The organism is Streptomyces sp. ISL-10, from assembly GCF_018614575.1.
Taxonomy (GTDB): domain Bacteria; phylum Actinomycetota; class Actinomycetes; order Streptomycetales; family Streptomycetaceae; genus Streptomyces.
Genome location: NZ_JAGGOJ010000020.1, coordinates 114,436 through 139,115 on the forward strand (window position 1 = coordinate 114,436; position 24,680 = coordinate 139,115).

A 24,680-nucleotide genomic window follows, 5' to 3' on the forward strand; every position below is an offset into this window, starting at 1 on the left:
GTGCCCCTCTCCGTGGCTCACTTGCCGCGGTACAACTGGCGCTTGTCGATGTAGCGCACCACACCGTCCGGCACCAGATACCAGACCGGGTCACCCTGGGCGACCCTCTCCCGGCAGTCGGTCGACGAGATGGCGAGCGCCGGAACCTCCACCAGGGAGACTCCACCCTCGGGCAGCCCGTCGTCGGTCAGGTCATGGCCCGGCCGGGTCACCCCGATGAAATGGGCGAGCGAGAAAAGCTCTTCGGCGTTCCGCCAGCCGATGATCTGGGAGAGCGCGTCGGCGCCCGTGATGAAGAAGAGGTCCGCGTCGTCGTTGAGGGAACGCAGCTCCCTCAACGTGTCTATCGTGTACGTCGGCCCGGCGCGGTCGATGTCGATCCGACTGACCGAGAACTGGGGGTTGGACGCCGTGGCGATGACCGTCATCAGATAGCGGTCCTCGGCAGGTGACACATTCTTGTGGGTCTTCTGCCACGGCTGCCCCGTCGGCACGAACACCACCTCGTCGAGGTGGAAAAGGGCGGCCACCTCGCTGGCGGCCACCAGGTGCCCATGGTGGATCGGGTCGAACGTCCCGCCCATCACACCGAGCCGGCGCTTGCCGGAACCGGAACCCGTAGCCACGTTCTGCTCTCCCATGCGTGCAGAGCCTACTGGCACGGGTGGCCGGCCAGGACTCAGCGGTCGCGGTTGAAGCGGGTGGTGACCCACAGCAGCAGGAGCAGCACGAGCAGGGCGCCGCCGCCGGTGATGTACGGGTTGAGGCTTTCGTGGTTGCCACCGTGCTCGCCGCCTTGGGCGAGAGTGACCAGGTTGGCGGCAGCAGCGCTGGTGAGGCTCATCTTCAGCAGGACCTATCCATCGGGAGTCGGAGCAGAGACTTCGCGCACATCGTATGCGGGCCGTTCGGGCACGCTCACGCCGACTCGGTCGTTGTCGTTGTCCACGGCTCGGCCACTGCGGTTATCCACAGCCCCCCGCCGCGTCAGACCCCAGCGCCTACGCTGGACGTCGTCAAAGGGGGACGAGCACGGCTCGCGACACCAACAGGGGGCACCATGACCGAAAGCCAGGAGCACGCGCCGAGCAGGCGGCGTCAGAGGTTCCCGGACATCTCCTCACGGGCTTACGAGCATCCGGCGGACCGCTCGGCGCTGGTGGCGCTGCGCAAGCTCACCGGGTTCGACACCGTGTTCAAGGCGCTCAGCGGGCTGCTGCCCGAGCGCAGCCTGCGACTGCTCTTCCTCTCCGACTCGGTGCGGGTGAGCGACGCCCAGTTCGCGCATCTGCACAGCATGCTGAGGGACGCCTGTTACATCCTGGACCTGGAGAAGGTCCCCGCGATGTATGTGACGCAGGACCCGCGTCCCAACGCGATGTGCATCGGACTGGACGAGCCGATCATCGTCGTGACCACCGGCCTCGTGGAGCTGCTCGACGAGGAGGAGATGCGCGCGGTCGTCGGCCACGAGGTGGGCCACGCGCTGTCCGGCCACTCGGTGTACCGCACGATCCTGCTCTTCCTCACCAGCCTGGCCCTCAAGGTCGCCTGGATCCCCCTCGGCAACATGGCGATCATGGCGATCGTCACGGCGCTGCGGGAATGGTTCCGCAAGTCGGAGCTCTCGGCGGACCGCGCCGGTCTGCTGGTCGGCCAGGATCTGCAGGCGTCGATGCGTGGCCTGATGAAGATCGCCGGTGGCAACCATCTGCATGAGATGAACGTCGACGCGTTCCTGGCGCAGGCCGAGGAGTACGAGGCCGGTGGCGATCTCCGCGACTCGGTGCTGAAGATCCTCAATGTGCTGCCGCGCTCGCACCCGTTCACCACCGTGCGGGCCGCCGAGCTGAAGAAGTGGGCGGAGAGCCGCGACTACCAGCGGATCATGGACGGGCACTACCCGCGCCGCACGGAGGACAAGGACACCTCGGTGAGCGACTCGTTCCGCGAGTCGGCGTCGCACTACGCGGAGTCGGTGCGCACCAGCAAGGATCCGCTGATGAAGCTGGTCGGCGACATAGCCGGCGGCGCGGGCGACCTGGGCGGCAGGCTGCGCGAGAAGTTCACTGGCGGCGCTCCTGGCACGGGCACGGGCACGGGAGCCGGCGGCACGCCGGACGCCTGACCGAGCAGCACGCGGCGCACCGCGCCGGCCGGGCAAGCGGGGAGTTCTCGGCGTCTGCCTGGCCCGAGCCGGCTGAGCGCCGCGGGCGTGCGACGCCTCGCTCCGGGGCGGCCGGACCCGGGCCTGGCTGAGCGGCCCCGTGTGTGCACGCCGCCTGACGGGGCCGGGACGCAGGCCGTGACCAGGGGCGCTGAGCGCGGCCCCCCTGCGGCCCGGGCGACGCGACCATGCCGAGCCGGGGCGGGCCCAGCCCCGTCCGGGGACGGCTGGGCGGCGGAAAACAGCGTCCGGTGCACAAGGACGCGGTCGCATGGCCCGGAGCCCGGACGGCCCCCGCCCCATCAGGGAAACACGCGGGGGCGTGCGGGGCGTGCGGGGCGTGCGGGAAACAGCGTCCCGCACAAGGGCACGGTCCCAGGGCCAGAAGCCCGGACGGGCCCAGCCCCGTCACGGGGACGGCTGGGCGGCGGAGGACAGCGTCCCGCACAAGGACGCGGTCGCGGGGCCCGGTGCGTACGGGTCGGTGACAGCCGGGCCGTCCGTGCCGGCCCGCTGGCCGGCGAGCAGCGGCCGCAGGAAACCCGTCGCGTCGGATCCGCAGTCCTGCGGCCCGGCGTGGACCGAGCCGGCCAGTGCCTCCAACCGGTGGTGGCGCAGGTCGTCCCGGTCGAAGCGGAAGCGCATCTCACGCCGCACGGTGAACAGCGACGCCTCGTCGCTCGCGGGTCCGGTCGTGGCGGCGGGCCGCAGCGCGTAGACGAAGGTGTGGTCAGAGGTGATCTCCAGCGCTTCGGAGGCCGTCTCCGTGACGATCAGGGTGCCCTCCACCCGCACGGTGTCGTCGGCCAGCGCCACCTTCGCCGGGTCGAAGCGCACCAGCCACCCCGTGGTCGCGTGCCGGCCGTCGGCGGCGGGGGAGGCCACGCTCCGGTCGAACTGCGCCAGTTGGTCGGGATGGAGCAGCGCGCGCACCGGGCGCACCGCGCCGCCGGTGAGCACGTCGGGGTCCAGGGACGACTCGACCAGGAAGTCCTTGGCCGTGGCCAGGGCGGTCAGCACCTGGCCCTCGCTGAAGTGGGCGGTACGGCGGACCGCGGGCATGGTGATTCCCGCGGCCCCGCTGCGGTACTGGGCGGCCGGGCCGTCCGCGAAGAGCTCGGCGGGTGTGCCGCCGGGCACCGGGCCGCGGGGGGCGAGGGGGACGAGGGTGATGCGAAGCTGCTCCGCCGGCCTGACCGCAGCGGGCTGGTGGGGCTGGCGGATGCCGAGATAGACGGCGGTACCGAAGGCGACGGCGACAAGGAGGACGAACAGCAGAATCTGCTTCGAGGCGCGGCGCGTGCCGCCTGCGGGAAGGCTGCGAACGGCGGGAGCGTGCTCGCCCAAGCGCTCCTCGGCGGAGAATTCCTGGACCCGGGCAGCCCGTACGAACGATTCGTCGAACACGACGGATCGGTACTCGTCCTCACCGCCTGGGAGCCCCTCGGGCGTCCCCTCAGGCGGGTCTCCGCGCCGAGCCATACTTTCAGGGTAGGTCTGACGCGGGCACGATAAACGCGCTGGTACAGACGAGTTGTGACGGCTTCTCACGCGCTCGGCCACATGGCCGCACGCGCCGGTTCAGGGGATGCGCGGTTCCGCGTGGACCCGTGGTGCCGGGCGGTCGGCGGCGGCGGTGGGACCGCCTCCGCGGCCGCTGACCGTGGCCCCTGTCGGCGGTGCGTCCACGCCCGTCCGTGCGGGTTGCGGCACCTGGTCCTGACGGTTGCCGGAGGCTCCCCGGTAGACGGCCGTGAAAGCGAGGGCGACCATGCCCATGCCCATCACCAGGGCCAGGATCCAGGCCACCGGCCGGTGCCAGCGCGCAGAGCCTCGGTAGGGACGCAGAGCCCCGCCGTGGCGGCCGTACGGGCTCGCGGGGCCGAGATCGTCGTCCTCATCCGCGTACTCCCGGCCATGGCCGGGACCGTAGGGGCCGCGGCGCTCGTCGTAGAGCTCGTCGTCGGAGGAGGCACCGCGCGAGGCCGGGCGGGCGGCGTCGGCCTCGGCGCGCGCCTCGGCGGCGGCGAGCAGCCGCTCGATCGCGGTCGGTTCATGGATCGCGGCGGCCCGGACGAAGTCCTCGTCGAACACCACGGAGGCGAAGTCCTGATCCGCGCCCCCGCGGTCGTCGTCGGGCTCCCAGCCGTCCGGAAACGGCCTGCCCCCCACGTCGTCCGGCACGCTCTCAGAGTAGACCGGGCCGGGGGGTTTGGGCAGGGAGAGGGCGAACTCTCCCCGCCCGGGTGACGCCCCGGAAGACGCCGCTGACGGTCAGCGGATGTGACCGTCGCCCGTGACGATGTACTTCGTCGAGGTCAGTTCGGGCAGGCCCATCGGGCCGCGTGCGTGCAGCTTCTGCGTGGAGATCCCGATCTCCGCGCCGAATCCGAACTGACCACCGTCGGTGAAACGGGTGGACGCGTTCACGGCGACCGTCGTCGAATCGACCAGCTGGGTGAACCTGCGGGCCGCGGCCTGTGAGGTGGTGACGATCGCCTCGGTGTGGCCGGAGGACCAGAGCCTGATGTGGGCGACGGCCGCCTCCAGTGACTCGACGACCGCCGCGGCGATGTCGTAGGACAGGTACTCGGTCTCCCAGTCCTCGGCGGTCGCCGGCACGATCGTGGCCTTTGTGGCGTCCGCGTACTCCACGACGCGCTCGTCGCCGTGGACGGTCACGCCCGCGTCGGCGAGCGCGTCCAGGGCGCGCGGCAGGAAGGCCGCGGCGATGTCCTTGTGGACGAGCAGGGTCTCTGCGGCGTTGCAGACGCTCGGTCGCTGCGCCTTGGAGTTGATCAGGATCTCGACCGCCATGTCGATGTCGGTCTCGGCGTCGACGTAGACATGGCAGTTGCCCGTGCCGGTCTCGATGACGGGGACGGTGGACTGCTCGACGACCGTCCGGATCAGGGAGGCCCCGCCGCGCGGGATGAGGACGTCGACCATGCCGCGGGCGCGCATCAGCTCCCGCACGGAGTCGCGGCTCTCGCCGGGCACCAGCTGCACGGCGTCGGCCGGCAGCCCGGAGCCGCCGACAGCGTCCCGGATGACCTTCACCAGGGCGGTGTTGGAGGAGTACGCGGAGGAGGAGCCGCGCAGCAGGACCGCGTTCCCGGACTTCAGGCAGAGCGCGGCGGCGTCCGCGGTCACGTTTGGCCGGGCCTCGTAGATGATGCCGACGACGCCGAGCGGGACGCGCACCTGGCGCAGGTCGATGCCGTTGGGCAGGGTCGACCCACGCACCACCTCGCCCACCGGATCCGGCAGGGCCGCCACATCGCGCACGTCCGCGGCGATGGCGCGCACCCGCTCGGGGTTGAGCGTGAGCCGGTCGATGATCGCCTCGCTGGTGCCGGCTTCGCGGGCCCGGGCGATGTCCTCGGCGTTGGCAGCGACGATCTCGCTGGTGCGGACCTCCAGCGCGTCGGCGATCGCCAGCAGGGCGTCGTCCTTCGCCGACCGCGGCAGCGGCGCGAGGTCGGCGGCGGCGGCCCGGGCCCGGTAGGCGACCTGGGCGACCGGGGACATGTTGTCGTACGGCGAGACCGAAGGGAGCGACGTCATACCCGCAGGGTAATGCGCCGCCGTGGCGGTCCGGAACGTATCCCGCAGTGCGAGACAGAAGCCTCAGAAGGGGTGTACGCCCACCGGGGACGCGGGCGGCGGGCCGTATCCCTCGGCGATCCGCTGGTGGTACGTCTGGCGGTCGATGACCTCCAGGCCGACGATCTCCCATGGCGGCAGCTTGGCGGTGGAGCGGTGCTCCCCCCACAGCCGCAGGGCCACGGCCGCCGCGTCGTGCAGATCGCGGGCCTCTTCCCAGTAGCGGATCTCCGCGTGGTCGTTGGCGTAACGGCTGGTCAGCAGGAAGGGGTGGTCGTGGGCCAGCTGTTCCAGGCCGCGGCGAACCTCCTTCAGCGGGGCTTCCCGTCCCGAGACGCTGAGCGTGATGTGCCACAGCTTGGACAGCACCTGCTCGTCGGGGCGGCCGGGCGTCTCGGTCACGCCCCGCACCGCGGCCGGGCCGCCGGATCCTCCGGCCGCCGGACCACCGGCGCCCGCGGGCCCGTCGCCGCCGCTCAGCCCGTCACCGAACCCGTCACTGAATCCGTCATCCAGTTCGGCGGCCCCGCCGACACTGGTCAGGGTTCGCTCCTCGCCCCCTGCCCGGCGGGCGGGGGATGTCCTCCCCTTGCCTCGGGGCACGTCCCCAGGGCGCGCTCGTTTCACCGGCGGCCTCCTGTTGCTGCGTCGTTGCCTTCCCCGCCAACCCCCGCAACAAAGTGGACCAGTCCGCGGCGGGGTGTGGGGCGGTTTTGGTAAAGGTCTCTGCCAGATGGCGGGACTTTCCGCCCTTTCAGGGCCCGGTCAGGACTCCAGGACGACGAGATCGTCCCTGTGTACGACTTCCCGTTCGTATGCGGGGCCCAGCTCCCGCGCCAGCTCGCGGGTGGAGCGGCCGAGCAGTTGTGGGATCTCCTTGGCGTCGAAGTTGACGAGCCCGCGGGCGACCGCGCGGCCCGCGGTGTCGCGCAGCTCGACCGGGTCGCCGGCGCTGAAGTCGCCGTCCACGGCGGCGATCCCGGCGGGCAGCAGCGATTTCTTGCCCTGGACGACGGCCCGCACGGCGCCCTCGTCGAGGGTGAGCGACCCCTGCGGGGTGGAGGCGTGCGCGAGCCACAGCAGACGGTCGGCGGAGCGGCGTCCGGTGGCGTGGAAGAAGGTGCCCGTCGGCCGCCCGGCGAGGGCGTCGGCGGCGCGGCTGGCGGAGGTGAGGACGACCGGCACACCGGCGGCGGCGGCGATCCGGGCGGCCTCGACCTTGGTGACCATGCCGCCGGTGCCGACGCCCGCCTTACCGGCGCTGCCGATCTGCACATGGGCGATGTCCTCGGGACCACGTACCTCCTCGACGCGCGAGGTGCCGGGGCGTGCGGGGTCGCCGTCGTAGAGGCCGTCGACGTCGGAGAGCAGGACGAGCAGGTCGGCGCGTACGAGATGGGCGACGAGGGCGGCGAGCCGGTCATTGTCGCCGAAGCGGATCTCGTCGGTGGCGACCGTGTCGTTCTCGTTGACGACCGGGACGGCGCCCATGGCGAGCAGCTGGTCCAGGGTCCGGTAGGCGTTGCGGTAGTGGGCGCGACGGCTGGTGTCGTCGCTGGTCAGGAGCACCTGGCCGACCCGGACGCCGTACCGGGCGAAGGAGGCGGTGTAGCGGGCGACGAGCAGTCCCTGGCCGACGCTGGCGGCTGCCTGCTGGCGGGCCAGGTCCTTGGGTCGCCGGGTCAGGCCCAGCGGAGCGAGTCCCGCGGCGATGGCGCCGGAGGAGACGAGGACTATCTCCTTCTCGCCGCCGCTGCGGATCTTGGCGAGGACGTCGACGAGAGCGTCCACCCGATCGGCGTCGAGACCGCCCGAGGCGGTGGTCAACGACGAAGAACCGACCTTGACGACGATCCGCCCGGCCTGCGTCACCTGCTGTCTTGCCACTGTCACAGGCCGAATCTATGCCAGGGCGCCTGCCCGATGCGCGCGCATTCCGCCCGCTGGACTGCAGTGCTGTGCCGGCCCCGCCGAGCGGTTTCGGCCGCGCGGGCCGGCCCCCCGGTCCGCGCGCCACGCCGCAGGAGGACCGAAAGCCCTTTCCCATACCAGGAGTTGAGTCGATTGCTAATACAGGATCCGGACAACCGCTAAGGTGCTGATGGGCGGTGGCGCGCGCCCGCAACGCCCTGCCTCCGGCCCCCACCTTCGACTCGGGTTCCCACAAGAGACGGGGCACATTGTGTCGGTCAAAGTGAGTGTCGTCATTCCGGTGTACAACCCCGGAAAGTACATCGATCCCTGCATCGAATCACTGCTCGGGCAGACACTGCCCGCCGAGGAGTTCGAGGTCCTGTTCGTCGACGACGGATCGAGTGACGACACCCCCGCACGCCTGGACGAGCTGGCCGCCCGGCATCCCCACTTCAGGGTGATCCACATTCCGAACTCGGGCTGGCCCGGCAAACCGCGCAACATCGGGGTCGCCGAGGCCAAGGGCGAGTACGTCCAGTTCCTCGACCAGGACGACCACCTCGGCACCGACGCCCTGCGCCGGCTGTACGACATGGGCCACCGCAACGGCTCCGACATCGTCATCGGCAAAGTCGCCAGCAATTTCCGGGGCGTCCCGCACGGCGTGTTCCGCAAGAACCGCGAGAAGTGCACCCTGCGCAACGCGCCGCTGTACGACAGCCTCACCCCGCACAAAATGTTCCGTACGCAGTTCCTGCGCGAGCACGGCATCGCCTATGCGGAGGGCAAGCGTCGCCTCGAGGACCAGCTGTACATGATGAAGGCGTACATCCCGGCGAAGGTCGTCTCGATCCTCGGCTCGTACACCTGCTACCACTACTCCAAGCGCGACGACGGCAAGAACGCCGGGTCGGCGAAGCTCGTCCCGGCCGGCTACTACGGCAACCTCCGTGAGGTCCTCGACGTCGTCGTGGCGGGCACCGAGCCCGGCCCACTGCGGGACCGGGTGCTGCGCCGCTTCTACCGGGTCGAGATGCTCGGCAGGCTCAGCGAGCCGGCCGTCCTCACCTACGACGACGACTACTTGCGCGAGATGGTCGCGGCGGTGCGCCCCCTCGCGCTGGACTTCATGACCGATGCCGTGCACAACGGTCTCGGCCCGCTGCTGCGCCTGCGCTCCACGCTGCTGCGCAACGACGACGCGGAGGGGCTCGTACGGGTGGCCCGGTTCGCATCCTCCGTCAAGGGCGCGGTGCGGCTGGAGGACCTCGCCTGGCAGGACGACGGCCGCATCGCGATCGGCATCACCGCGCGCCTGGTGCACGGCGAGGACAAGGAGCCGCTCACGCTGCTGCGCCGCGACGGCCGGCTGTATCTGCACCCCGACCTGAGCGCGAGGTTCCTGGCCGTCGGCGAGCTCGTCGACGTCACCGACGACCTCGGCGGTTTCACCGCCGAGGTCTCGCTGCGCGACCGCGAGAAGGCGGTCGAATGGCCGTGCCCCGCCTCCTTCACCGCCGAGGTCGAGGACCGCGACGACGGGACCTGCGAGGTCGTGCTGCGCGGCACGGGCATGCTGGCGCCCGAGGGCGGGAAGAAGGGCCGGGGCAGCCTCCCGCGCGGCTTCTGGGACGCCTGGGTGAACGTGCGCGGCCTGGGGCTCGTCCGCCGGGCGCGCCTGGGCGCGGACCGCGACAAGAAGGTCGACTTCCGCTGCCTGCCCGCGCTGCTGTCGTCGCCGCCCCGCTCGGTGATCCCGTACTTCACCGACCCGCACAGCAACCTCACGCTCGATGTGGCGCGCCGGGGCAAGAAGGTGGCTCCCTATCTCGCAGGCCGCACCGTGCTGCGTATGCCGGGGGCCCGGTTCCAGTTGCGTCTGGACCTGTTCACCACCGATGCCACCGGCGAGGGCACGGGCGTGGGCAGCGGCGACCCGGAGCTGGTGCTCACCAAGCCCGCTCAGGGCGAGGAGACCCCCGACCCCGTGCACACCTTCCCCGGGACGCTGGGGCCCGAGCTGGGGCGGGCGCACCTGACGGTCCCGCGGCGTGTGCCGGGCGCTCCCGAGGGCGACTGGCAGCTCTGGGTCCGGCTGGACGGGCCGAAGGGCCCGCTGGTGCCGCTGTGCGGAGTGGGCGTGGACGGCGCGGGAAGGCTTCGGCCGGACGACAGCCTCCCCGTGCCCGAGCCCGTGATGCTGCGGAAGCTGGCCGCCCAGCGCAAGCGGGCGGCGCTGCGGCGCGCGGCCCGGGCTGTTGCCGGTCCGGTGGTGCGCCGGCTGCCGTCGGCGGGGCGAAAGAAGGTGCGCCGGCTGGCGGCGCGGGTGCTCGGCTGACGAAGACGGCCGCCCCGCGCGCCGTCCTGCGGACGAACGTGATCACGACAGCAAGGAGTGGAACCGATGCGGCAGCTCTCCATCGGCGGAGCCTGGGTACACGAGCCGAAGGTCTTTCCCGACAGCCGTGGGAGCTTCCACGAGTGGTTCAGGGCACCCGACCTCGCCGAGGCGGCAGGGCACCGGCTCCGGCTGGAGCAGGCCAACTGCTCGGTGTCCGCCCGGGGCACGCTGCGCGGCGTCCATTTCGCCGATGTGCCGCCGAGCCAGGCCAAGTACGTGAAGTGCGTACGTGGCGCGGTCGTCGACGTGATCGTGGACATCCGCGTCGGCTCGCCCACGTACCGCAGGTGGGAGGCGGTGCGCCTCGACGACGCCGACCACCGTGCCGTGTATCTCGCCGAGGGCCTGGGCCACGCCTTCATGGCCCTGACGGACGATGCGACGGTGGTCTACCTCTGCTCCGAGGGTTACGCCCCCGAGCGTGAGCACGGCATCCACCCACTCGACCCGGACCTCGGCATCGAGTGGCCCGGGGACATCGCACCGATGCTGTCCGACAAGGACGCAGCCGCGCCCACGCTCGCCGAGGCGGAGCGGACGGGGCTGCTGCCTCGGTACGAGGAGTGCGAGGCGTACTACGCACAGCTGCGCGCCGGGCGGGCTGAGCGCAGGAGAGGCGTCGGTGTGCTGAGCGCAGGAGACGCGCCGGCGGGCTGAGCGCGCCGGACGCGCCCACAGGCCGAGCACACACGGAAAGGCCCCGGGTCCGGTGGGACCCAGGGCATTCCGCGGCGGGACCTCAGCCGATGATCTTCTCGATGCTGCGGCGCACGGGCGCGAACGAGGCGCGCGGCCTGCGCAGCGTGCGCGCACGGATCAGACCGGGCCAGAAGTCGGCGCCGAGCAGCGCCTCGGGCTGCACGGCGTTCTTCCGTACGAGCACCTCGTCCGGGACGTCCTGCGGGTCGGGGACGACGTACTCCTCGATGATCTTGTCGTACGCGTCCTTGAGGACGGTGCTCTCCGGGTTGGCGCCGAAGACGGCGACGACGCCGGTGGGGGCGGTGTCCACCTCGACGACGACCAGGTCGGGGCGGTACCTGCGCAGCACCTGGACGACCTTGTAGACGTCACCCGCCCAGAACTTGGTGTGCCGCTCACGTGCGGCCTCGCCCACGTTCCTCGGGAGCATGTCGTCGAGCACGATCACGCTGGACCAGCGGGAATGCCGTTCGACGTTCATGAAGTCGCGCAGCGCGTACTCGAAGAGATGCATTCCGTCGATGAACGACAGCTCGAGCCGGGGCTCTCCGCCGAGGAGGTTCATCGGGTCCTTGCGGGCGAGGGCGCGAAATGGATTGCGGCCGTTGCGCAGATGGACCAACGGGTCCTCACGGGCGAAGAAGTCGTCGCTGGTGGCTCTGACCAGATGCACATCGCAGCTGATGCTCGTCACGACCCGGAATGCCGGGTCGATCGCCACAGAGGGAACCCGGGAAAGCGCCAGACTGCGCCCGTCGTTGACCCCGATCTCCAGATAGTTCCGGGGTTTGTAGATGCGGTGCAGCTGGCGCAGGAAACCATGGCGGTCCACTGATGGAGCCCTTCACTGGGAATCAAATGGATTGATTCCCAGCGAAGTTAGCGTGTACGTCGCCCCGACGTAAACGTCTACCGACCGGTAGCACCCATTCCGCGCTCTGCGCCGACCACTTCCGGGAACGCTTCTGCGAGCGCTTCACGCCAGTCGCGAAGGGGTTCGACGCCACTGCGCCGAAGCCCCTGATGTCCCAGCACGCTGTACGCGGGGCGGGGCGCGGGCCGTACGAAGGCGGCGCTGGTCGTCGGGCGTACGCGCTCCGGGTCGGCGCCCAGCAGCCGGAAGATCTCGCGGGTGAATCCGTACCAGGTCGTCTCCCCCGCGCTGGTGCCGTGATGGACCCCGGCGGGCACGGCGCCGGCGAGCGCGCCCTGTCCGAGCCGCACCAGCAGATCCGCGAGGTCCGCGCTCCAGGTGGGCTGGCCGCGCTGGTCGTCGACGACGTCCACCGTGTCCCGGGCGGCCTCCAGCCGGATCATGGTGCGGACGAAGTTCGGGCCACCGGCCCCGTAGAGCCACGCCGTGCGCACCACGTGGCCGCTGTCGGGCAACAGGTCGAGCACGGCCCGCTCACCCGCCAGCTTGGTGCGCCCGTAGGCGCCGCGCGGACCGGTCGGCGCGTCCTCGGCATACGGCTCGTGCGCGTCGCCGGCGAAGACGTAGTCGGTGGAGATGTGCAGCAGGACGGCGCCGCTCTCCTTGCACGCCTCGGCGAGGACGCGCGGGCCGGTGCCGTTGACGGCGAGGGCGGCCTCCTCGTGCTCCTCGGCGCCGTCGACATCCGTCCAGGCGGCGCAGTTGACCACCACGGCCGGCCGGTGCGCGTCCAGAGCGGCGCGCACCGCGTCGGGGCCGGTGATGTCGAGGTCGCGGCGCGCGAGCCCCGCCGCGGGGACACCGGCCCCCGCCAGACGGCCGAGGACGTCGCGGCCCAGCATGCCGCCGGCGCCGGTGACGAGCCACCCGCTCACAGGGCCGCACGCTCCTTCAGCGGCTCCCACCAGGCCCGGTTGTCCCGGTACCACCGCACGGTCTCGGCGAGGCCGGTCGCGAAGTCCTTGCGCGGCTCGTAGCCGAGCTCCTGACAGATCTTGGTGCAGTCGACCGAGTAGCGGCGGTCGTGGCCCTTGCGGTCCGCGACGTACTCGACGCCGCTTTCCCAGTCGGTGCCGCAGGCCTCCAGCAGCAGGCGGGTCAGCTCCTTGTTGGACAGCTCGGTGCCGCCGCCGATGTTGTAGACCTCGCCGGGGCGGCCCTTGGTGCGGACCAGTTCGACGCCCTGGACGTGGTCGTCGATGTGGAGCCAGTCGCGGACGTTGCCGCCGTCGCCGTAGAGCGGGACCTTCCGGCCGTCCAGCAGGTTGGTGATGAACAGCGGGATGACCTTCTCGGGGAAGTGATGGTGCCCGTAGTTGTTGGAGCAGCGCGTCACCCGGACGTCCAGGCCGTGCGTGCGGTGGTAGGACAGGGCGATCAGATCGCTGGAGGCTTTGGCCGAGGAATAGGGCGAGTTGGGCTGCAGCGGGTGCGTCTCGGGCCAGGAGCCCTCGTCGATGGAGCCGTAGACCTCGTCGGTGGAGATGTGCACGAACGTCCCGACGCCGGCCCGGTGTGCGGCGTCCACCAGGGTGTGCGTGCCCACGACGTTCGTCCGGACGAACTCGGCGCCGCCGTCGATGGAGCGGTCCACGTGCGACTCGGCGGCGAAGTGCACCACCTGGTCGTGCTCGGCCATCAGCTTGGCCACCAGGTCGGCGTCGCAGATGTCGCCGTGGACGAAGTCGAAGCCGGGGCGGTCGCGCACCTCGTCGAGGTTCGCGGGGTTGCCGGCGTAGGTGAGCTTGTCGAGGACGGTGACGGCCACACCGCCGGGGCCCTCCGGGCCGAGCAGCGTGCGGACGTAGTGGGAGCCGATGAATCCGGCGCCGCCGGTCACCAGGATCTTCGTCGTCATGAGGAGATCTGCACCTTACTGTGGTCGCCGAGCACAAGACGGTGGGACGAGGGGTTGCGGGGAGCGGGGGTGACCTCGACGTCCCGTCCGATCAGGGACGCCTCCACGCGCCGCACGCCGGTGATGGAGGCGCCGCGCAGGACGATGGAGTACTCGATCTCGCTGTCCTCGATGCGGCACCCTTCGGCGACCGAGGTGAACGGGCCGACGTACGAGCCGCTGATCACCGTGTCGGCGCCGATGACGGCGGGGCCGACGATGCGGCTGTTGGTGATCCGCGCGCCCTCCTCGACACGGACCCGCCCGATGATCTCGCTGTCACCGTCGACGACGCCCTCGACACGGGGCTCCACGGTCTCCAGCACCGAGCGGTTGACCTCCAGCATGTCGGTGACGTTGCCGGTGTCCTTCCAGTAGCCGGCGATCGTCGTGGAACGCACGTCCCGGCCCTGGTCGATCAGCCACTGGATGGCGTGCGTGATCTCCAACTCGCCGCGCCAGGAGGGCTCGATGGAGCGCACGGCCTCGTGCACGGCGGGGGTGAAGAGGTAGACGCCGACGAGCGCCAGATCGCTCTTGGGCTGCTTCGGCTTCTCCTCCAGGCCCACGACGCGGCCCCCGCCGTCGAGTTCGGCGACGCCGAAGGAGCTGGGGTCCTGGACCCGGGTGAGCAGAATCTGCGCGTCCGGGCGCTCGGTGCGGAATTCGTCGACGAGACCGCTGATGCCGCCGACGATGAAGTTGTCACCGAGATACATAACAAAATCATCTTCTCCCAGAAACTCCCGGGAAATGACCACCGCGTGCGCGAGCCCCAGCGGCCGCTCCTGCGGAATGTAGGTGATCTTGACGCCGAAGCGGGAACCGTCGCCGACCGCTTCCTCGATCTCCGGCGCCGTTTCCCCGACGATGACACCGACCTCGGTGATCCCGGCTTCCGCAATCGCCTCCAGGCCGTAGAAGAGCACCGGTTTGTTGGCGACCGGCACCAGTTGTTTGGCGGATGTGTGCGTAATGGGACGGAGTCGTGTACCGGCTCCTCCGGAGAGTACGAGTGCCTTCACTATCCCTGCCCTAAGAAGTCGTCAAGAGCGTTCCCCCACCGGATGCCGCTCCGGCACTTCGATGTTACCTATGTCTCACCCTTTGCTTTCCCGCGTCGCAAAATGCCCGCCCGGCGGGCACGTACCGCACTCCTGCGGATCCTGCCGAAAACCCTGCGCGGAAGGCTGTGGACCGTGGGCGGAAGGACACGCCGGCTGCCCGACCAGTCGGGCACGGTCACCTCGTAGACGGACCGCGCAAGGCCGCTTCGGCGGTCGCCGAAGTGCGGGTACGCGAGATAGATCCGGCTCCCCCGGCGGACCACCTCGGGCGCCTTCTTGGCGGCGGTGAACTCCAGTACGTCCTTCAGCAGGTCGAGCCGCCCCCTGGCCACGCACTCCAGCACCAACCGCTCCCCCACCTTGATCCGGCGGGCGACACCCCTGTTCCAGTACGGCCCCGTCATCTCCGCCGCCAGCCGCAGCCGGTCGTGCTGCTCGGACTCCGGCGCACGCAGCAGGGCGGGCCCGAACTGCTGGAGCAGCCCGACCGTGAAGGGCCGGAGCATCAGCAGGTCGCGGCCGCGGCCGGGCGGTTCGAGCCGGGCGATCAGCCGGGCCAGGGCGGTCAGCGCCTCGAAGCGGGGCGGGTAACTGCCGCGCCTCGTCGCGTGCTTGCCGTCCTCCCTGCCGACCAGGTAGTAGCAGTCGTAGTCGGCGACGACGGACACGCCGTTGCCGCTGAGGTACGCCTCCATGGTGAACAGCGCGTCCTCGCCGGTCAGGAGGCTCTCGTCGAACCGGAGTCCGAGCCGGCACAGCAGCTCGCGGCGGAACAGCTTCTGCGCGCTGAGCGCGTAGATGACGCGCGAGGTGTGGACGTCCGCGTGCTCCAGCGTCTTTTCGAACATCGACCGTGGCACGCCGCGGCCGCGCCCCGCCATCCTGCCGAGCACGACGTCCGTCCCGGCCCGGTCGGCCATGGCGACCATCCGCTCCAGCGCCTCGTCGCCGAAGAAGTCGTCGGCGTCGAGGAAGAAGACGTAGCGGCCGCGCGCGAGGGAGAGGCCGAGGTTGCGCGGGCCGCTGGGACCGCCGGAGTTGGCCTGCCTGATGACCGTGGTGCGGACCTTGGAACGGGCGGCGAACTCCTCCAGGTACTCCCCCGTGCCGTCGGTCGACCCGTCGTCGACCGCGACGAGCTCGATACGGTCGGCGCCCAGCGTCTGCGACTCCACCGACTCCAGGCAGCGGACGAGGTAGGGCATGGCTTCATAGGCACCGACGACGACTGTGACGTCGGGCACGAAACTCTCATTCATAGAGATACAAGACAACCGCAAGGCATCAAAGGTTGCCTTGTATGACTCACCGGGCAAAAGGCGCATGTTGCTGCGGACGGCGGCCGAAACGCGAAACGGCCCGGTGGCACCACCTTTTCGGGGGTACCACCGGGCCGCTCGGCCGCCGGGTCAGCCGACGGGCGTGTCGTCCAGGCCGGGTGACTGCTCCGCGTCGGCCAGACGCTGCAGCACCCCGGCGTTGCGGGCCTCGGCCTTGGCCGCCAGCGCCTGCACCGCCGCGTCGAACTGCTCGATGGAGGTCGGCTCATCCGGACCGAGCAGGTACTCCTTGAGCTCGTGCCGCGCTGCGGCACGCGGGTCGGCGTCCCGGTCGGCGACGGCGGTGAGCAGCTCATCGAGCTCGACCGCGCTGTTGGAGAGGATCACCGCGGCACGCACCGCGGTGTTCTGCCGCTTGAACTCGGCCTCGCCGAGACCCGCGGAGTCCGTGACCGCGTACGGCTTGCCGCTCGCGATGAAGTCCGAGACCACGCTGGAGATGTCCGAGACCATGCCGTCCGACTCGTTGAAGCAGTCGTACAGCCGCGGCTCGGGACCGGTGATGACCTTGTGCTCCCACCAGCCGAAGGAGCGCCAGTAGGCGGCGTTCCACTCCTCCTTGAGCTTCGCGGTCTCCGCCTCGCGCGCCGGGTCCGCCTGGGAGTCGCGCGACTCCTCGGCCTCGTCCCGGCCGACGCGGGCCGCGCCCGACAGTTCGGCGAGGCGCGCCTCGATCCGCTGCAGCTCGGCGCGGGCGGCGGCCTGGTCGGCGGCGTGCGACGCGGCCTCCTCCACCCACCTCGGCTCGCTCACGCGGGCCGCGGCGGCCTGCTCGACCATCGCGGTGATCCGCTCGTGCACGGCCTTGGCCCTGGGGTCGCGGGTGCCGGTGAACGGGTGCGGCTTGTAGATCAGGCGGACCGGCTCGGCGGAGTTCAGCAGGCGCTTGACGATGTTCTCTCCGGCCAGCAGCAGGGAGGTGTTGCCGGGGTTGTCGTCCCAGCCCTCCCAGGTGGGGGCGTAGAGCACGGTCGGAATCGGGTGGAGCGGCTTGCCCGTCCAGTGCTTGATGGGGGCCAGCTGCGGGCGGCCCACCTCGACGATGTCCTCGCTGAGCACACCGACGTCGGCCAGCGCGTACCGGTCACGGCCGGCGCGGCCCGCGGTCCACACCTCGTCGTACGCCTTGCTGAACGGGTTGACGCTGGCGAGCTTGTCGCTGTCGCCGTGACCGATGAAGACGTGCTTCATGGTGGGCACGCGCAGCATGTGAATGTTCTTGCCGACGTTGGCCGCGTACAGCGCGACGCGTACGGACGACAGGTCCAGGTTCATCAGGTGCACGCCGCCGGGCACGCACAGGACGGGAACCGAGGTGTTGCCGAGCTGCGGCACGATGTTGCGCTCGCGCAGGAAGATCAGCGGCCGGCCGCCGAGCTGCGCCATCGTCTCCAGCCACATGTTGACCTGGTACGCCGAGTCCTTGGAGCCGGAGAAGTACAGCATCACGGTCGGCCGGTACTCGCGCAGCCAGGCGTCGATGCCTGCGAGCACCTTCTCCGGCGAGGCCGGCAGCCGGGCGCCCCGGAGATTGGGCAGCAGTACGGCGAGATAGCCGACGGCGAGAGCCACGGTCAGACCGAGACCGGCGTATGCGAATACATTGGCGCCGGTTTCGATCGCGATGACCACGCCGACGAAGGAGAAGACGTCGAGATGCAGCATCTTCTCGGCGGAACGGTTTATCAGACCAGGCCTCGGCGCGTCGGGAATGCGCACATGCGAAAGGTCGATGTTGCGGGTGGCCACCGGCAGCTTCCGGCGCAGCCGGATCAGCGTGACCATCGCGCCGTGGGGCGCCTGGAGACCGTAGAAGCCGAGCAGGCAGGCAACCGTCACATAGAAGACGGCCTCCTCCGCGTATCCCATGCGGGCCAGCAGCAGCACGAGCAGCAGCTGGCGCACGAGGAAGCGGATGGACAGGCCCGCACGGACCTTGGCCAGCCGGTTTATCAGGTAACTGGACCGCTGGTGCAGGTACTGGTCAGCAAGGTAGGTCACGGCGACGGCGGCCACGAAGAACCAGAGACTGGGGATTATCGCCGCGAACATGACGCACGGGAATCCGAGCATCAGGAGAATGGCGGCGGCCAGCTCGGATCCGCTGCCCACGCGAGCCATACGAATGGCTTTCGAAATCACGAAGAACCTGCTCCAAGGGTGCCGACTGTTTGCCTTGCGAAATCACTCTGCGAAGGAGGTGTGAAGGACCGGCTTCACAGACTCGGGCCCCCGCAGTGCGCTGGACGGCGACTACAGAGGCCCGAATGTTCGAATGTCCAGAAGTATTACACATCTTCCTGACGGTCCAGCACCGACGCCAGCGCCTGCTCGAATCCGGAGGCCTCGGAGGCGCCGCGGGTCGGGTCCTGCTGCCGCACGTCGATGACATGACCGGTCAGCGCGGACAGCAGCACGTCGAGCGAGGTACGGGCCACGGCCTCGGACGACAGCAGCGAACCGGCGGGCTCGGCGCCGAACGCCTTGGTGCGCATCGGGGTGGCGGTGCGCTCGGGGTTCACGCAGTTGACGCGGATGCCGTCGCCCGCCCACTCGTCGGCGAGGGCCTGGGTGAGGTTCACCATGGCGGCCTTGGTGGAGGAGTAGAGGCTGTACTCGGCGCGGCCGCGGGTGTAGCTGCTGGAGGTGTACAGCAGCAGCTGGCCCTTGGTCTCCGCCAGGTACTTGTGCGAGGCGCGCGCGATCTGCACCGGCGCCAGGTAGTTGACGTTCAGCGCTTCCTGGATGGTCGTGTTGTCCGTCTCGGCCAGCTTGCCGATGCGCAGCACGCCCGCGGTGTTGATCACGTAGTCGATGCGGCCGGTCTCGCCGTACGCCGTGGACAGCGCGTCGTCGACGTGCTCCGGGTTCTCGACGTGGGTGCCGGTCGTCGAGCGGCCGAGCGCGTACACCTTCGCACCGTAGGACTCGGCGAGCGTCGCGATGTCCGCGCCGATGCCGTACGAGCCGCCGAAGACGACCAGGGTCTTGCCCGCCAGCAGCTCGCGGTAGGCGGCCTCGTCGGCCTGCGCCGGAGCGGCGGTGGAGGCGAGCTGGAAGAGCTTGTCGGCGATGAAGACGTCGACCGGCTGCGTGACCTTCATGTTGTACTCGTCGCCCGCGACGACGTAGATCGGCACGTCCGGCAGGTACTTCAGCACGACCGAGCAGTCGTCGGTGGCCTGGAAGTTCGGGTCGCCGGCCGCGACCTCGTACGCCCTGCGGATCGTCGAGAGCTTGAAGGCCTGCGGGGTCTGGCCGCGGCGGAGCCGGGAGCGGTCCGGGACGTCGGTGATGAACTCGCCGTCCTCGCCGTGCGTACGGGTCACGATGATCGTGTCCGCGGACGGGATGGCGACGTCGACGGCCTGGTAGCGGTCCAGGGCGTCGACACAGTCCTTGATGACGCGCTCGGAGAGCAGCGGGCGGACGGCGTCGTGGAACAGGACGTTGCGGTCCTCGCCCTCGGCCAGGCCCTCGCCGAGGGCCGCGATGGCGCGCTCGGTGGTCTCGTTGCGCGTCGCGCCGCCCTCGATGACCTTGGTGACCTTGGTCAGACCGGCCTTTGCGACGATCTTCTCGACGTCCGGCACATAGCCCGGCGCCATCAGCACGATGACGTCGTCGATGGAGTCCGCCTGCTCGAAGATCGACAGTGTGTGCTCGATGACGGCCTTGCCTGCGATCTTCAGCAGCTGCTTGGGAATCGACAGACCCACGCGCTGGCCGGTACCACCGGCGAGCACGACAGCTGTGGTTCGGGGTTTGGCTATGTGCTGCACAGACACAGACGACCTACCTTGCGAGGACTGGGGAACAAAACTGATGGTTGCACTCTCCGTTACCGTCCCGCAAGGCGGGTGACGCCCCGCCCATGGTGGGGAGAAACCTGCTGTTCACCCGGTGATCAGGGCGATTGGCCGGGAATCGACGCACCGATCGAGTGACCGACGCCACACATGTGAGTGGCATGAACCACTCCTGAGCGGGACAAGCGGGGCCGGGTCCAGGACCTATAGATCCACCACATTGAGTGCGACGTCGTTGGAGAGCGTGTAGTAGACGCGCACACGGATCTTCTTGCGCGGTCTGCCCAGCACCCGTTTGGCCAGGGCACGGGCCATGCTTCCCTGGCGTCTCTTGGCCATCACCGTGTGGGGATAGACGTAGATCCGCTGCTTCATCACCACGTCGTCCAGCAGTCGGCCGATCCTGACCGGCCTGGCATCGGGCGCGTAGCGGATGAAAGCGTCCCACACGTCGTGCGAGGTCGTCTGCGAGTGGGCGGGCACGGTGGCGGAGAAGGTGAAACGGAAGCCGTCCTCACCGACCCGCTCGCCGGGGAAGAGGATCTCGTCCGTGGGCGTGCCGCGGCGGCGCAGCACGAGGGTCGGGTCCCCGGCCACCGTCGCCGTGCCGAGCATGCTGCCCTTCAGGGTGACCCGGGCGCCGTCGACCTGGACGTCCGCCGCCTCGGCGTGGACGGTCCGGTGCCAGGCGCGCAGCATCAGGGCGCCGCCCTTGGCCTTGTCCTCGTACGGGACGAGGTTGCGCACCGCCGCGCCCGGGGCCAGCCGTTCGGCCGCGTGCAGGGCGCCTCGCTGGTCGACGACCCGGGCCGTGACCCTGCCGCGGGCGCCGGCCCCGGTAAGCTCCACGAACACGTTCCACACGCCCTCCGGGAAGACCTCCTCGGCCGGGATCGTCGCGGAGCCGCTGCCGTCGAAGTCGAAGGTGCGCACCTCGGTACGGGCTCCGGTGCGGGTGCACACCAGCCGGGCGCCGTTCTCGACGCCCGCCGGCAGCGGTGCGACGAGGCCCACCTGCACCGAGCCGTCGACTGCAACCGAGCAGTCCGCGACGGGCGTTATCCCGGGAATGCGGGCGCGCTGCGCCGCCTCGGCCGCGAGCTCGTCGAACAGGGCCTCGTACTGCTTGGTGACCACTCCCGGGTCGAAGCGTCGGGCATTGCGCACGGCCGCGGCGGCCATCCGGCGGCGCAGGTCCTCGTCGTCGATCAGCCGCAACAGGGCCTGGGCGACGGCCCGCACATCGCCCACGGGTACGAGCAGGCCGTCGACGCCGTCCTCGATGATCTCGCGCGGCCCGTAGTCGCAGTCGGTGCTGACCATCGGCACGCCGCAGCGCATCGCCTCCACGAGGGTCATGCCGAACGACTCGTGGCGGGAGGTGGACGCGGCGATGGCGCCCTTGGCCCATTCGGGCTCGATGGGCGAGTGAGGGCCCATCAGATGGATCTCGTTGTACAGGCCGAGCTCGTCGATGCGGGCGCGCAGCCTGTCGCGCTGGTCGCCGGAGCCGTAGATGCGCAGGGACCAGTCGGGCCGCTGTCGGACGACCTCGGCGAAGGCGTCGACGAGTACGTGGTACTGCTTCTCGGCGGCCAGCCGCCCTGCCGCGACCACGGTCCTGCCGGTGCCGTCGGAGGGCGGAACGGACGGCTCGGGGACGCTGTTGGGGATCGACAGGACGCGGGTGGTGGGCAGCGGCATCTTCTGACGCCACACCCGGGCGTCGCCCTCGGAGACCGTGACGAACGCGTCGATGGCGTCGAGGTGTTCGTACATCTCCTCGCGCAAGGCGGCCTTGTGGTGGTTGTGCGTCATGTGCTCCTGGCCGATACGGACGGCCGTGGCGGGAGCGAACCGGGCGACGTAGGCGACGAGGCCGGGGCGGGTGCCGATGACCACGTCCGCGTCGGACGCGGCGTAGTGCGCCCGCACCCGCTCGTCGACGAGGCGGTTGTACTCCTTGTAGCGGGCCTCGGCGCGCGGGAAGGCGACGGCGGGCTCGGCGAACAGGGGCTCCTGCCGGTCGGCACTGCCCTGGCGGGAGTCGACGAGGGGCACGACGGTGATGCGCGGGTCCAGGGCGAACGCGGAGTCGTCGCGGTGCCGGAAGACCGAGACGATCTCGACCTCGTGGCGATTGGCCAGTTCCTCCGCCAGATTCAGCGTCGTGCGGATCGTTCCGCCGATCCCGTAAATGGTGTGGATGAGGAAAGAGATCTTCATCGGCTCTCCGTTCACTTCTGCTCCGGGACGAACGGGTAGCCCCGTTGCGGCTCTCTCAGGCTTCGACGATCCATTGACCTGGCGGAGCAGCAGCCCGGACCACAGATCACCGTATGCCCGATGTCGCCCGATCGGCCAAGATTGGACCCATACCGGTGAATGCCCGCCATCACCCAGGTCAGACGGACAAGGGGGGCAAGAGGTTGCGCACTTCTGCGGAACTGAGGGCTTCCGCGAACACAACCGCCCGGATCCCGGCGCCCGCGTGAGCGGGTGCCGGGATCCGGGCGGTGGCGGTACGACAGAGAACCGGCGCCCTCGCGGACGGGGCGGTCCGGGGGCGGCGGGCTCGGGCCTGGACCCGGGCCTTGGACCCAGGCGCACGCCTCGGGCCTAGAAGGGGTCGAAGCCCTCGAACTCCTTCTGCGCCTCGTCGCGCTCCGCCTCGCGGTCCCGGCGGCGCTGCGCCGCCGGGCGGGGCGCCTCGAAGCGGTGGTCCTCGCCGCGGCGGCCGAGCATCTCCGCACCGGCCATCATCGTCGGCTCCCAGTCGAAGACGACCGCGTCGTCCTCGGGACCGATCGCCACGCCGTCGCCCGCCCGGGCCCCGGCCTTCATCAGCTCGTCCTCGACGCCGAGGCGGCCCAGACGGTCGGCCAGGTAGCCCACGGCCTCGTCGTTGTTGAAGTCGGTCTGACGCACCCAGCGCTCCGGCTTCTCGCCGCGCACGCGGAACAGGCCGTCCTCCTCCTGCGTGACCGTGAAGCCCGCGTCGTCGACCGCCTTCGGGCGGATGACGATCCGGGTGGCCTCCTCCACCGGCTTGGCGGCGCGCGCCTCGGCCACGATCTCGGCCAGCGCGAACGACAGCTCCTTGAGGCCCTTGTGCGCCACCGCCGACACCTCGAAGACGCGGTAGCCGCGCTCCTGAAGTTCCGGGCGGATCATCTCGGCGAGGTCCTGGCCGTCGGGGATGTCGACCTTGTTCAGGACGACGATGCGGGGCCGGTCGTCCAGGCCGCCGTACTGCCGCAGCTCCTCCTCGATCACGTCGAGGTCGGAGACGGGGTCACGGTCGGACTCCAGCGTCGCGGTGTCGAGCACATGCACCAGCACCGAGCAGCGCTCGACGTGGCGCAGGAACTCCAGGCCCAGGCCGCGGCCCTGGCTGGCGCCCGGGATCAGGCCGGGGACGTCCGCGATCGTGTACACGGTCGAGCCGGCCGTCACGACGCCCAGGTTCGGGACGAGCGTGGTGAACGGGTAGTCCGCGATCTTCGGCTTGGCGGCGCTGAGCACCGAGATCAGCGAGGACTTGCCGGCGCTCGGGTACCCCACGAGCGCGACGTCGGCGACGGTCTTGAGCTCCAGGACGACGTCGCCCGACTGCCCGGGGACGCCGAGCAGGGCGAAGCCGGGGGCCTTGCGGCGGGCGGAGGCCAGGGCCGCGTTGCCCAGACCGCCCCGGCCGCCCTCGGCGGCGACGTACGTCGTGCCCTGGCCGACCAGGTCGGCGAGGACGTTGCCCTTCTTGTCGAGCACGACGGTGCCGTCCGGCACGGGCAGGACCAGGTCCTGGCCGTCCTTGCCGGAGCGGTTGCCGCCCTCGCCGGGCTTGCCGTTGGTGGCCTTGCGGTGCGGGCTGTGGTGGTAGTCGAGCAGCGTGGTCACGGACTGGTCGACGACCAGGATGACGTCGCCGCCACGGCCGCCGTTGCCGCCGTCGGGGCCGCCCAGCGGCTTGAACTTCTCCCGGTGCACGGAGGCGCAGCCGTGGCCTCCGTTACCCGCGGCGACGTGCAGCTCGACGCGGTCCACGAAGGTGGTCATGGAATGCCTCCAGTGATGACGGGGGTGCCGCCGACGGCAGTGACGCCGGTGACGTACATACGGAAATGTCTGTCTCTCAACACACGAAAGGCGGACCCGCTTCCCGACCAGGGAAGTGAGGTCCGCCCCTCGCTAAAGAACCGATCAGGCGACCGGAACGACGTTCACGACCTTGCGGCCACGGTGGGTGCCGAACTCCACGGCGCCCGGCAGCAGCGCGAACAGGGTGTCGTCGCCGCCACGGCCCACGCCCGAGCCGGGGTGGAAGTGGGTGCCACGCTGGCGGACCAGGATCTCACCGGCGTTGACGACCTGACCGCCGAAGCGCTTCACGCCGAGCCGCTGAGCATTGGAGTCGCGACCGTTCCGGGTGGACGATGCGCCCTTCTTGTGTGCCATCTCTCCTCAGTCCCTTACTTCGCAGCCGCGGGGATGCCGGTGACCTTGATCGCCGTGTACTGCTGACGGTGACCCTGGCGGCGGCGGTAGCCGGTCTTGTTCTTGTAGCGAAGGATGTCGATCTTCGCGCCCTTGTGGTGGTCCACGACCTCGGCCGTGACCTTGATGCCGGCCAGCACCCACGGGTCGCTGGTCACGGCGTCGCCGTCGACAACGAGCAGGGTCGAGAGCTCGACCGTGTCGCCAACCTTGGCGGTGGAAATCTTGTCAACCTCAACGATGTCGCCGACAGCAACCTTGTGCTGGCGACCACCGCTGCGCACGATGGCGTACACGCGGATCTCTCTCTCGCTCGGAACGAAACCCCTGATGCCAGCCGCCCACACGG

General features: G+C 70.3%; 21 protein-coding genes. 3 read left to right on the top strand and 18 right to left on the bottom strand.

Going from position 1 to position 24,680, the window contains the following annotated elements; translation table 11 throughout:
- Positions 1-17: 17 nt before the first annotated feature.
- Positions 18-641, bottom strand: a complete 624-nt coding sequence (gene nadD, locus J7E88_RS24055) for a nicotinate-nucleotide adenylyltransferase (RefSeq protein ID WP_215184463.1) — start codon at positions 639-641, stop codon at positions 18-20.
- A 38-nt stretch (positions 642-679) separates the two neighbouring features.
- Complete coding sequence (locus J7E88_RS24060; protein ID WP_215184465.1) at positions 680-844, bottom strand: hypothetical protein; 165 nt, start codon at positions 842-844, stop codon at positions 680-682.
- Between the two features lie 216 nt (positions 845-1,060).
- On the opposite strand from J7E88_RS24060, the gene J7E88_RS24065 reads away from it, so the two are divergent.
- Positions 1,061-2,128 (top strand): M48 family metallopeptidase, encoded by a 1,068-nt coding sequence (locus J7E88_RS24065; RefSeq protein ID WP_215184467.1) that lies wholly within the window; start codon positions 1,061-1,063, stop codon positions 2,126-2,128.
- 447 nt (positions 2,129-2,575) lie between these two features.
- On the opposite strand, the gene J7E88_RS24070 is transcribed toward J7E88_RS24065, so the two are convergent.
- The 5 genes from J7E88_RS24070 to proB form a co-directional block, all read right to left on the bottom strand.
- Entirely contained in the window at positions 2,576-3,649 is a 1,074-nt protein-coding gene (locus J7E88_RS24070) for a hypothetical protein (RefSeq protein ID WP_215184469.1), read from the bottom strand.
- Between the two features lie 99 nt (positions 3,650-3,748).
- On the bottom strand, positions 3,749-4,351 hold the full coding sequence (locus J7E88_RS24075; protein WP_215184471.1) for a hypothetical protein: 603 nt from the start codon (positions 4,349-4,351) through the stop codon (positions 3,749-3,751).
- A gap of 90 nt (positions 4,352-4,441) precedes the next feature.
- Positions 4,442-5,734, bottom strand: coding sequence for a glutamate-5-semialdehyde dehydrogenase (locus J7E88_RS24080; protein ID WP_215184472.1), 1,293 nt, complete (start codon positions 5,732-5,734; stop codon positions 4,442-4,444).
- A gap of 63 nt (positions 5,735-5,797) precedes the next feature.
- Positions 5,798-6,400, bottom strand: coding sequence for a hypothetical protein (locus tag J7E88_RS24085; protein WP_374196315.1), 603 nt, complete (start codon positions 6,398-6,400; stop codon positions 5,798-5,800).
- Between the two features lie 138 nt (positions 6,401-6,538).
- A complete protein-coding gene (proB, locus tag J7E88_RS24090) occupies positions 6,539-7,666 on the bottom strand; it encodes a glutamate 5-kinase (protein ID WP_215184474.1) in 1,128 nt (375 codons plus the stop codon).
- A 301-nt stretch (positions 7,667-7,967) separates the two neighbouring features.
- On the opposite strand from proB, the gene J7E88_RS24095 reads away from it, so the two are divergent.
- The gene (locus tag J7E88_RS24095; RefSeq protein ID WP_308307586.1) at positions 7,968-10,025 is read left to right on the top strand and encodes a glycosyltransferase family 2 protein; all 2,058 of its coding nucleotides are present in this window, start codon (positions 7,968-7,970) and stop codon (positions 10,023-10,025) included.
- Between the two features lie 66 nt (positions 10,026-10,091).
- Positions 10,092-10,745, top strand: coding sequence for a dTDP-4-dehydrorhamnose 3,5-epimerase (gene rfbC / locus J7E88_RS24100; protein WP_215184477.1), 654 nt, complete (start codon positions 10,092-10,094; stop codon positions 10,743-10,745).
- A gap of 82 nt (positions 10,746-10,827) precedes the next feature.
- Here the strand turns inward: rfbC and J7E88_RS24105 are convergent, their stop codons facing one another.
- From J7E88_RS24105 to rplU, 11 genes are all read right to left on the bottom strand, one after another.
- On the bottom strand, positions 10,828-11,622 hold the full coding sequence (locus J7E88_RS24105; protein WP_215184479.1) for a class I SAM-dependent methyltransferase: 795 nt from the start codon (positions 11,620-11,622) through the stop codon (positions 10,828-10,830).
- 77 nt (positions 11,623-11,699) lie between these two features.
- A complete protein-coding gene (gene rfbD, locus J7E88_RS24110) occupies positions 11,700-12,566 on the bottom strand; it encodes a dTDP-4-dehydrorhamnose reductase (RefSeq protein WP_251023130.1) in 867 nt (288 codons plus the stop codon).
- Positions 12,567-12,595: 29 nt separating this feature from the next.
- A complete protein-coding gene (gene rfbB / locus J7E88_RS24115; protein ID WP_215184482.1) occupies positions 12,596-13,582 on the bottom strand; it encodes a dTDP-glucose 4,6-dehydratase in 987 nt (328 codons plus the stop codon).
- On the bottom strand, positions 13,579-14,646 hold the full coding sequence (locus J7E88_RS24120) for a glucose-1-phosphate thymidylyltransferase (RefSeq protein ID WP_215184483.1): 1,068 nt from the start codon (positions 14,644-14,646) through the stop codon (positions 13,579-13,581). The genes rfbB and J7E88_RS24120 overlap by 4 nt, the downstream gene beginning before the upstream one ends.
- Before the next feature lie 68 nt (positions 14,647-14,714).
- The gene (locus tag J7E88_RS24125; protein WP_215184484.1) at positions 14,715-15,947 is read right to left on the bottom strand and encodes a glycosyltransferase family 2 protein; all 1,233 of its coding nucleotides are present in this window, start codon (positions 15,945-15,947) and stop codon (positions 14,715-14,717) included.
- Between the two features lie 150 nt (positions 15,948-16,097).
- On the bottom strand, positions 16,098-18,149 hold the full coding sequence (locus tag J7E88_RS24130) for a hypothetical protein (RefSeq protein WP_251023101.1): 2,052 nt from the start codon (positions 18,147-18,149) through the stop codon (positions 16,098-16,100).
- Between the two features lie 167 nt (positions 18,150-18,316).
- Positions 18,317-19,816, bottom strand: a complete 1,500-nt coding sequence (locus tag J7E88_RS24135) for a bifunctional cytidylyltransferase/SDR family oxidoreductase (protein ID WP_215184488.1) — start codon at positions 19,814-19,816, stop codon at positions 18,317-18,319.
- Positions 19,817-20,041: 225 nt separating this feature from the next.
- Positions 20,042-22,063, bottom strand: coding sequence for a glycosyltransferase family 4 protein (locus J7E88_RS24140; protein ID WP_215184490.1), 2,022 nt, complete (start codon positions 22,061-22,063; stop codon positions 20,042-20,044).
- Between the two features lie 393 nt (positions 22,064-22,456).
- Entirely contained in the window at positions 22,457-23,893 is a 1,437-nt protein-coding gene (gene obgE, locus J7E88_RS24145; protein ID WP_215184492.1) for a GTPase ObgE, read from the bottom strand.
- Positions 23,894-24,037: 144 nt separating this feature from the next.
- Complete coding sequence (gene rpmA, locus J7E88_RS24150; RefSeq protein ID WP_215184494.1) at positions 24,038-24,292, bottom strand: 50S ribosomal protein L27; 255 nt, start codon at positions 24,290-24,292, stop codon at positions 24,038-24,040.
- 14 nt (positions 24,293-24,306) lie between these two features.
- Positions 24,307-24,627, bottom strand: coding sequence for a 50S ribosomal protein L21 (gene rplU, locus J7E88_RS24155; protein ID WP_015033583.1), 321 nt, complete (start codon positions 24,625-24,627; stop codon positions 24,307-24,309).
- Between the last annotated feature and the right edge of the window lie 53 nt (positions 24,628-24,680).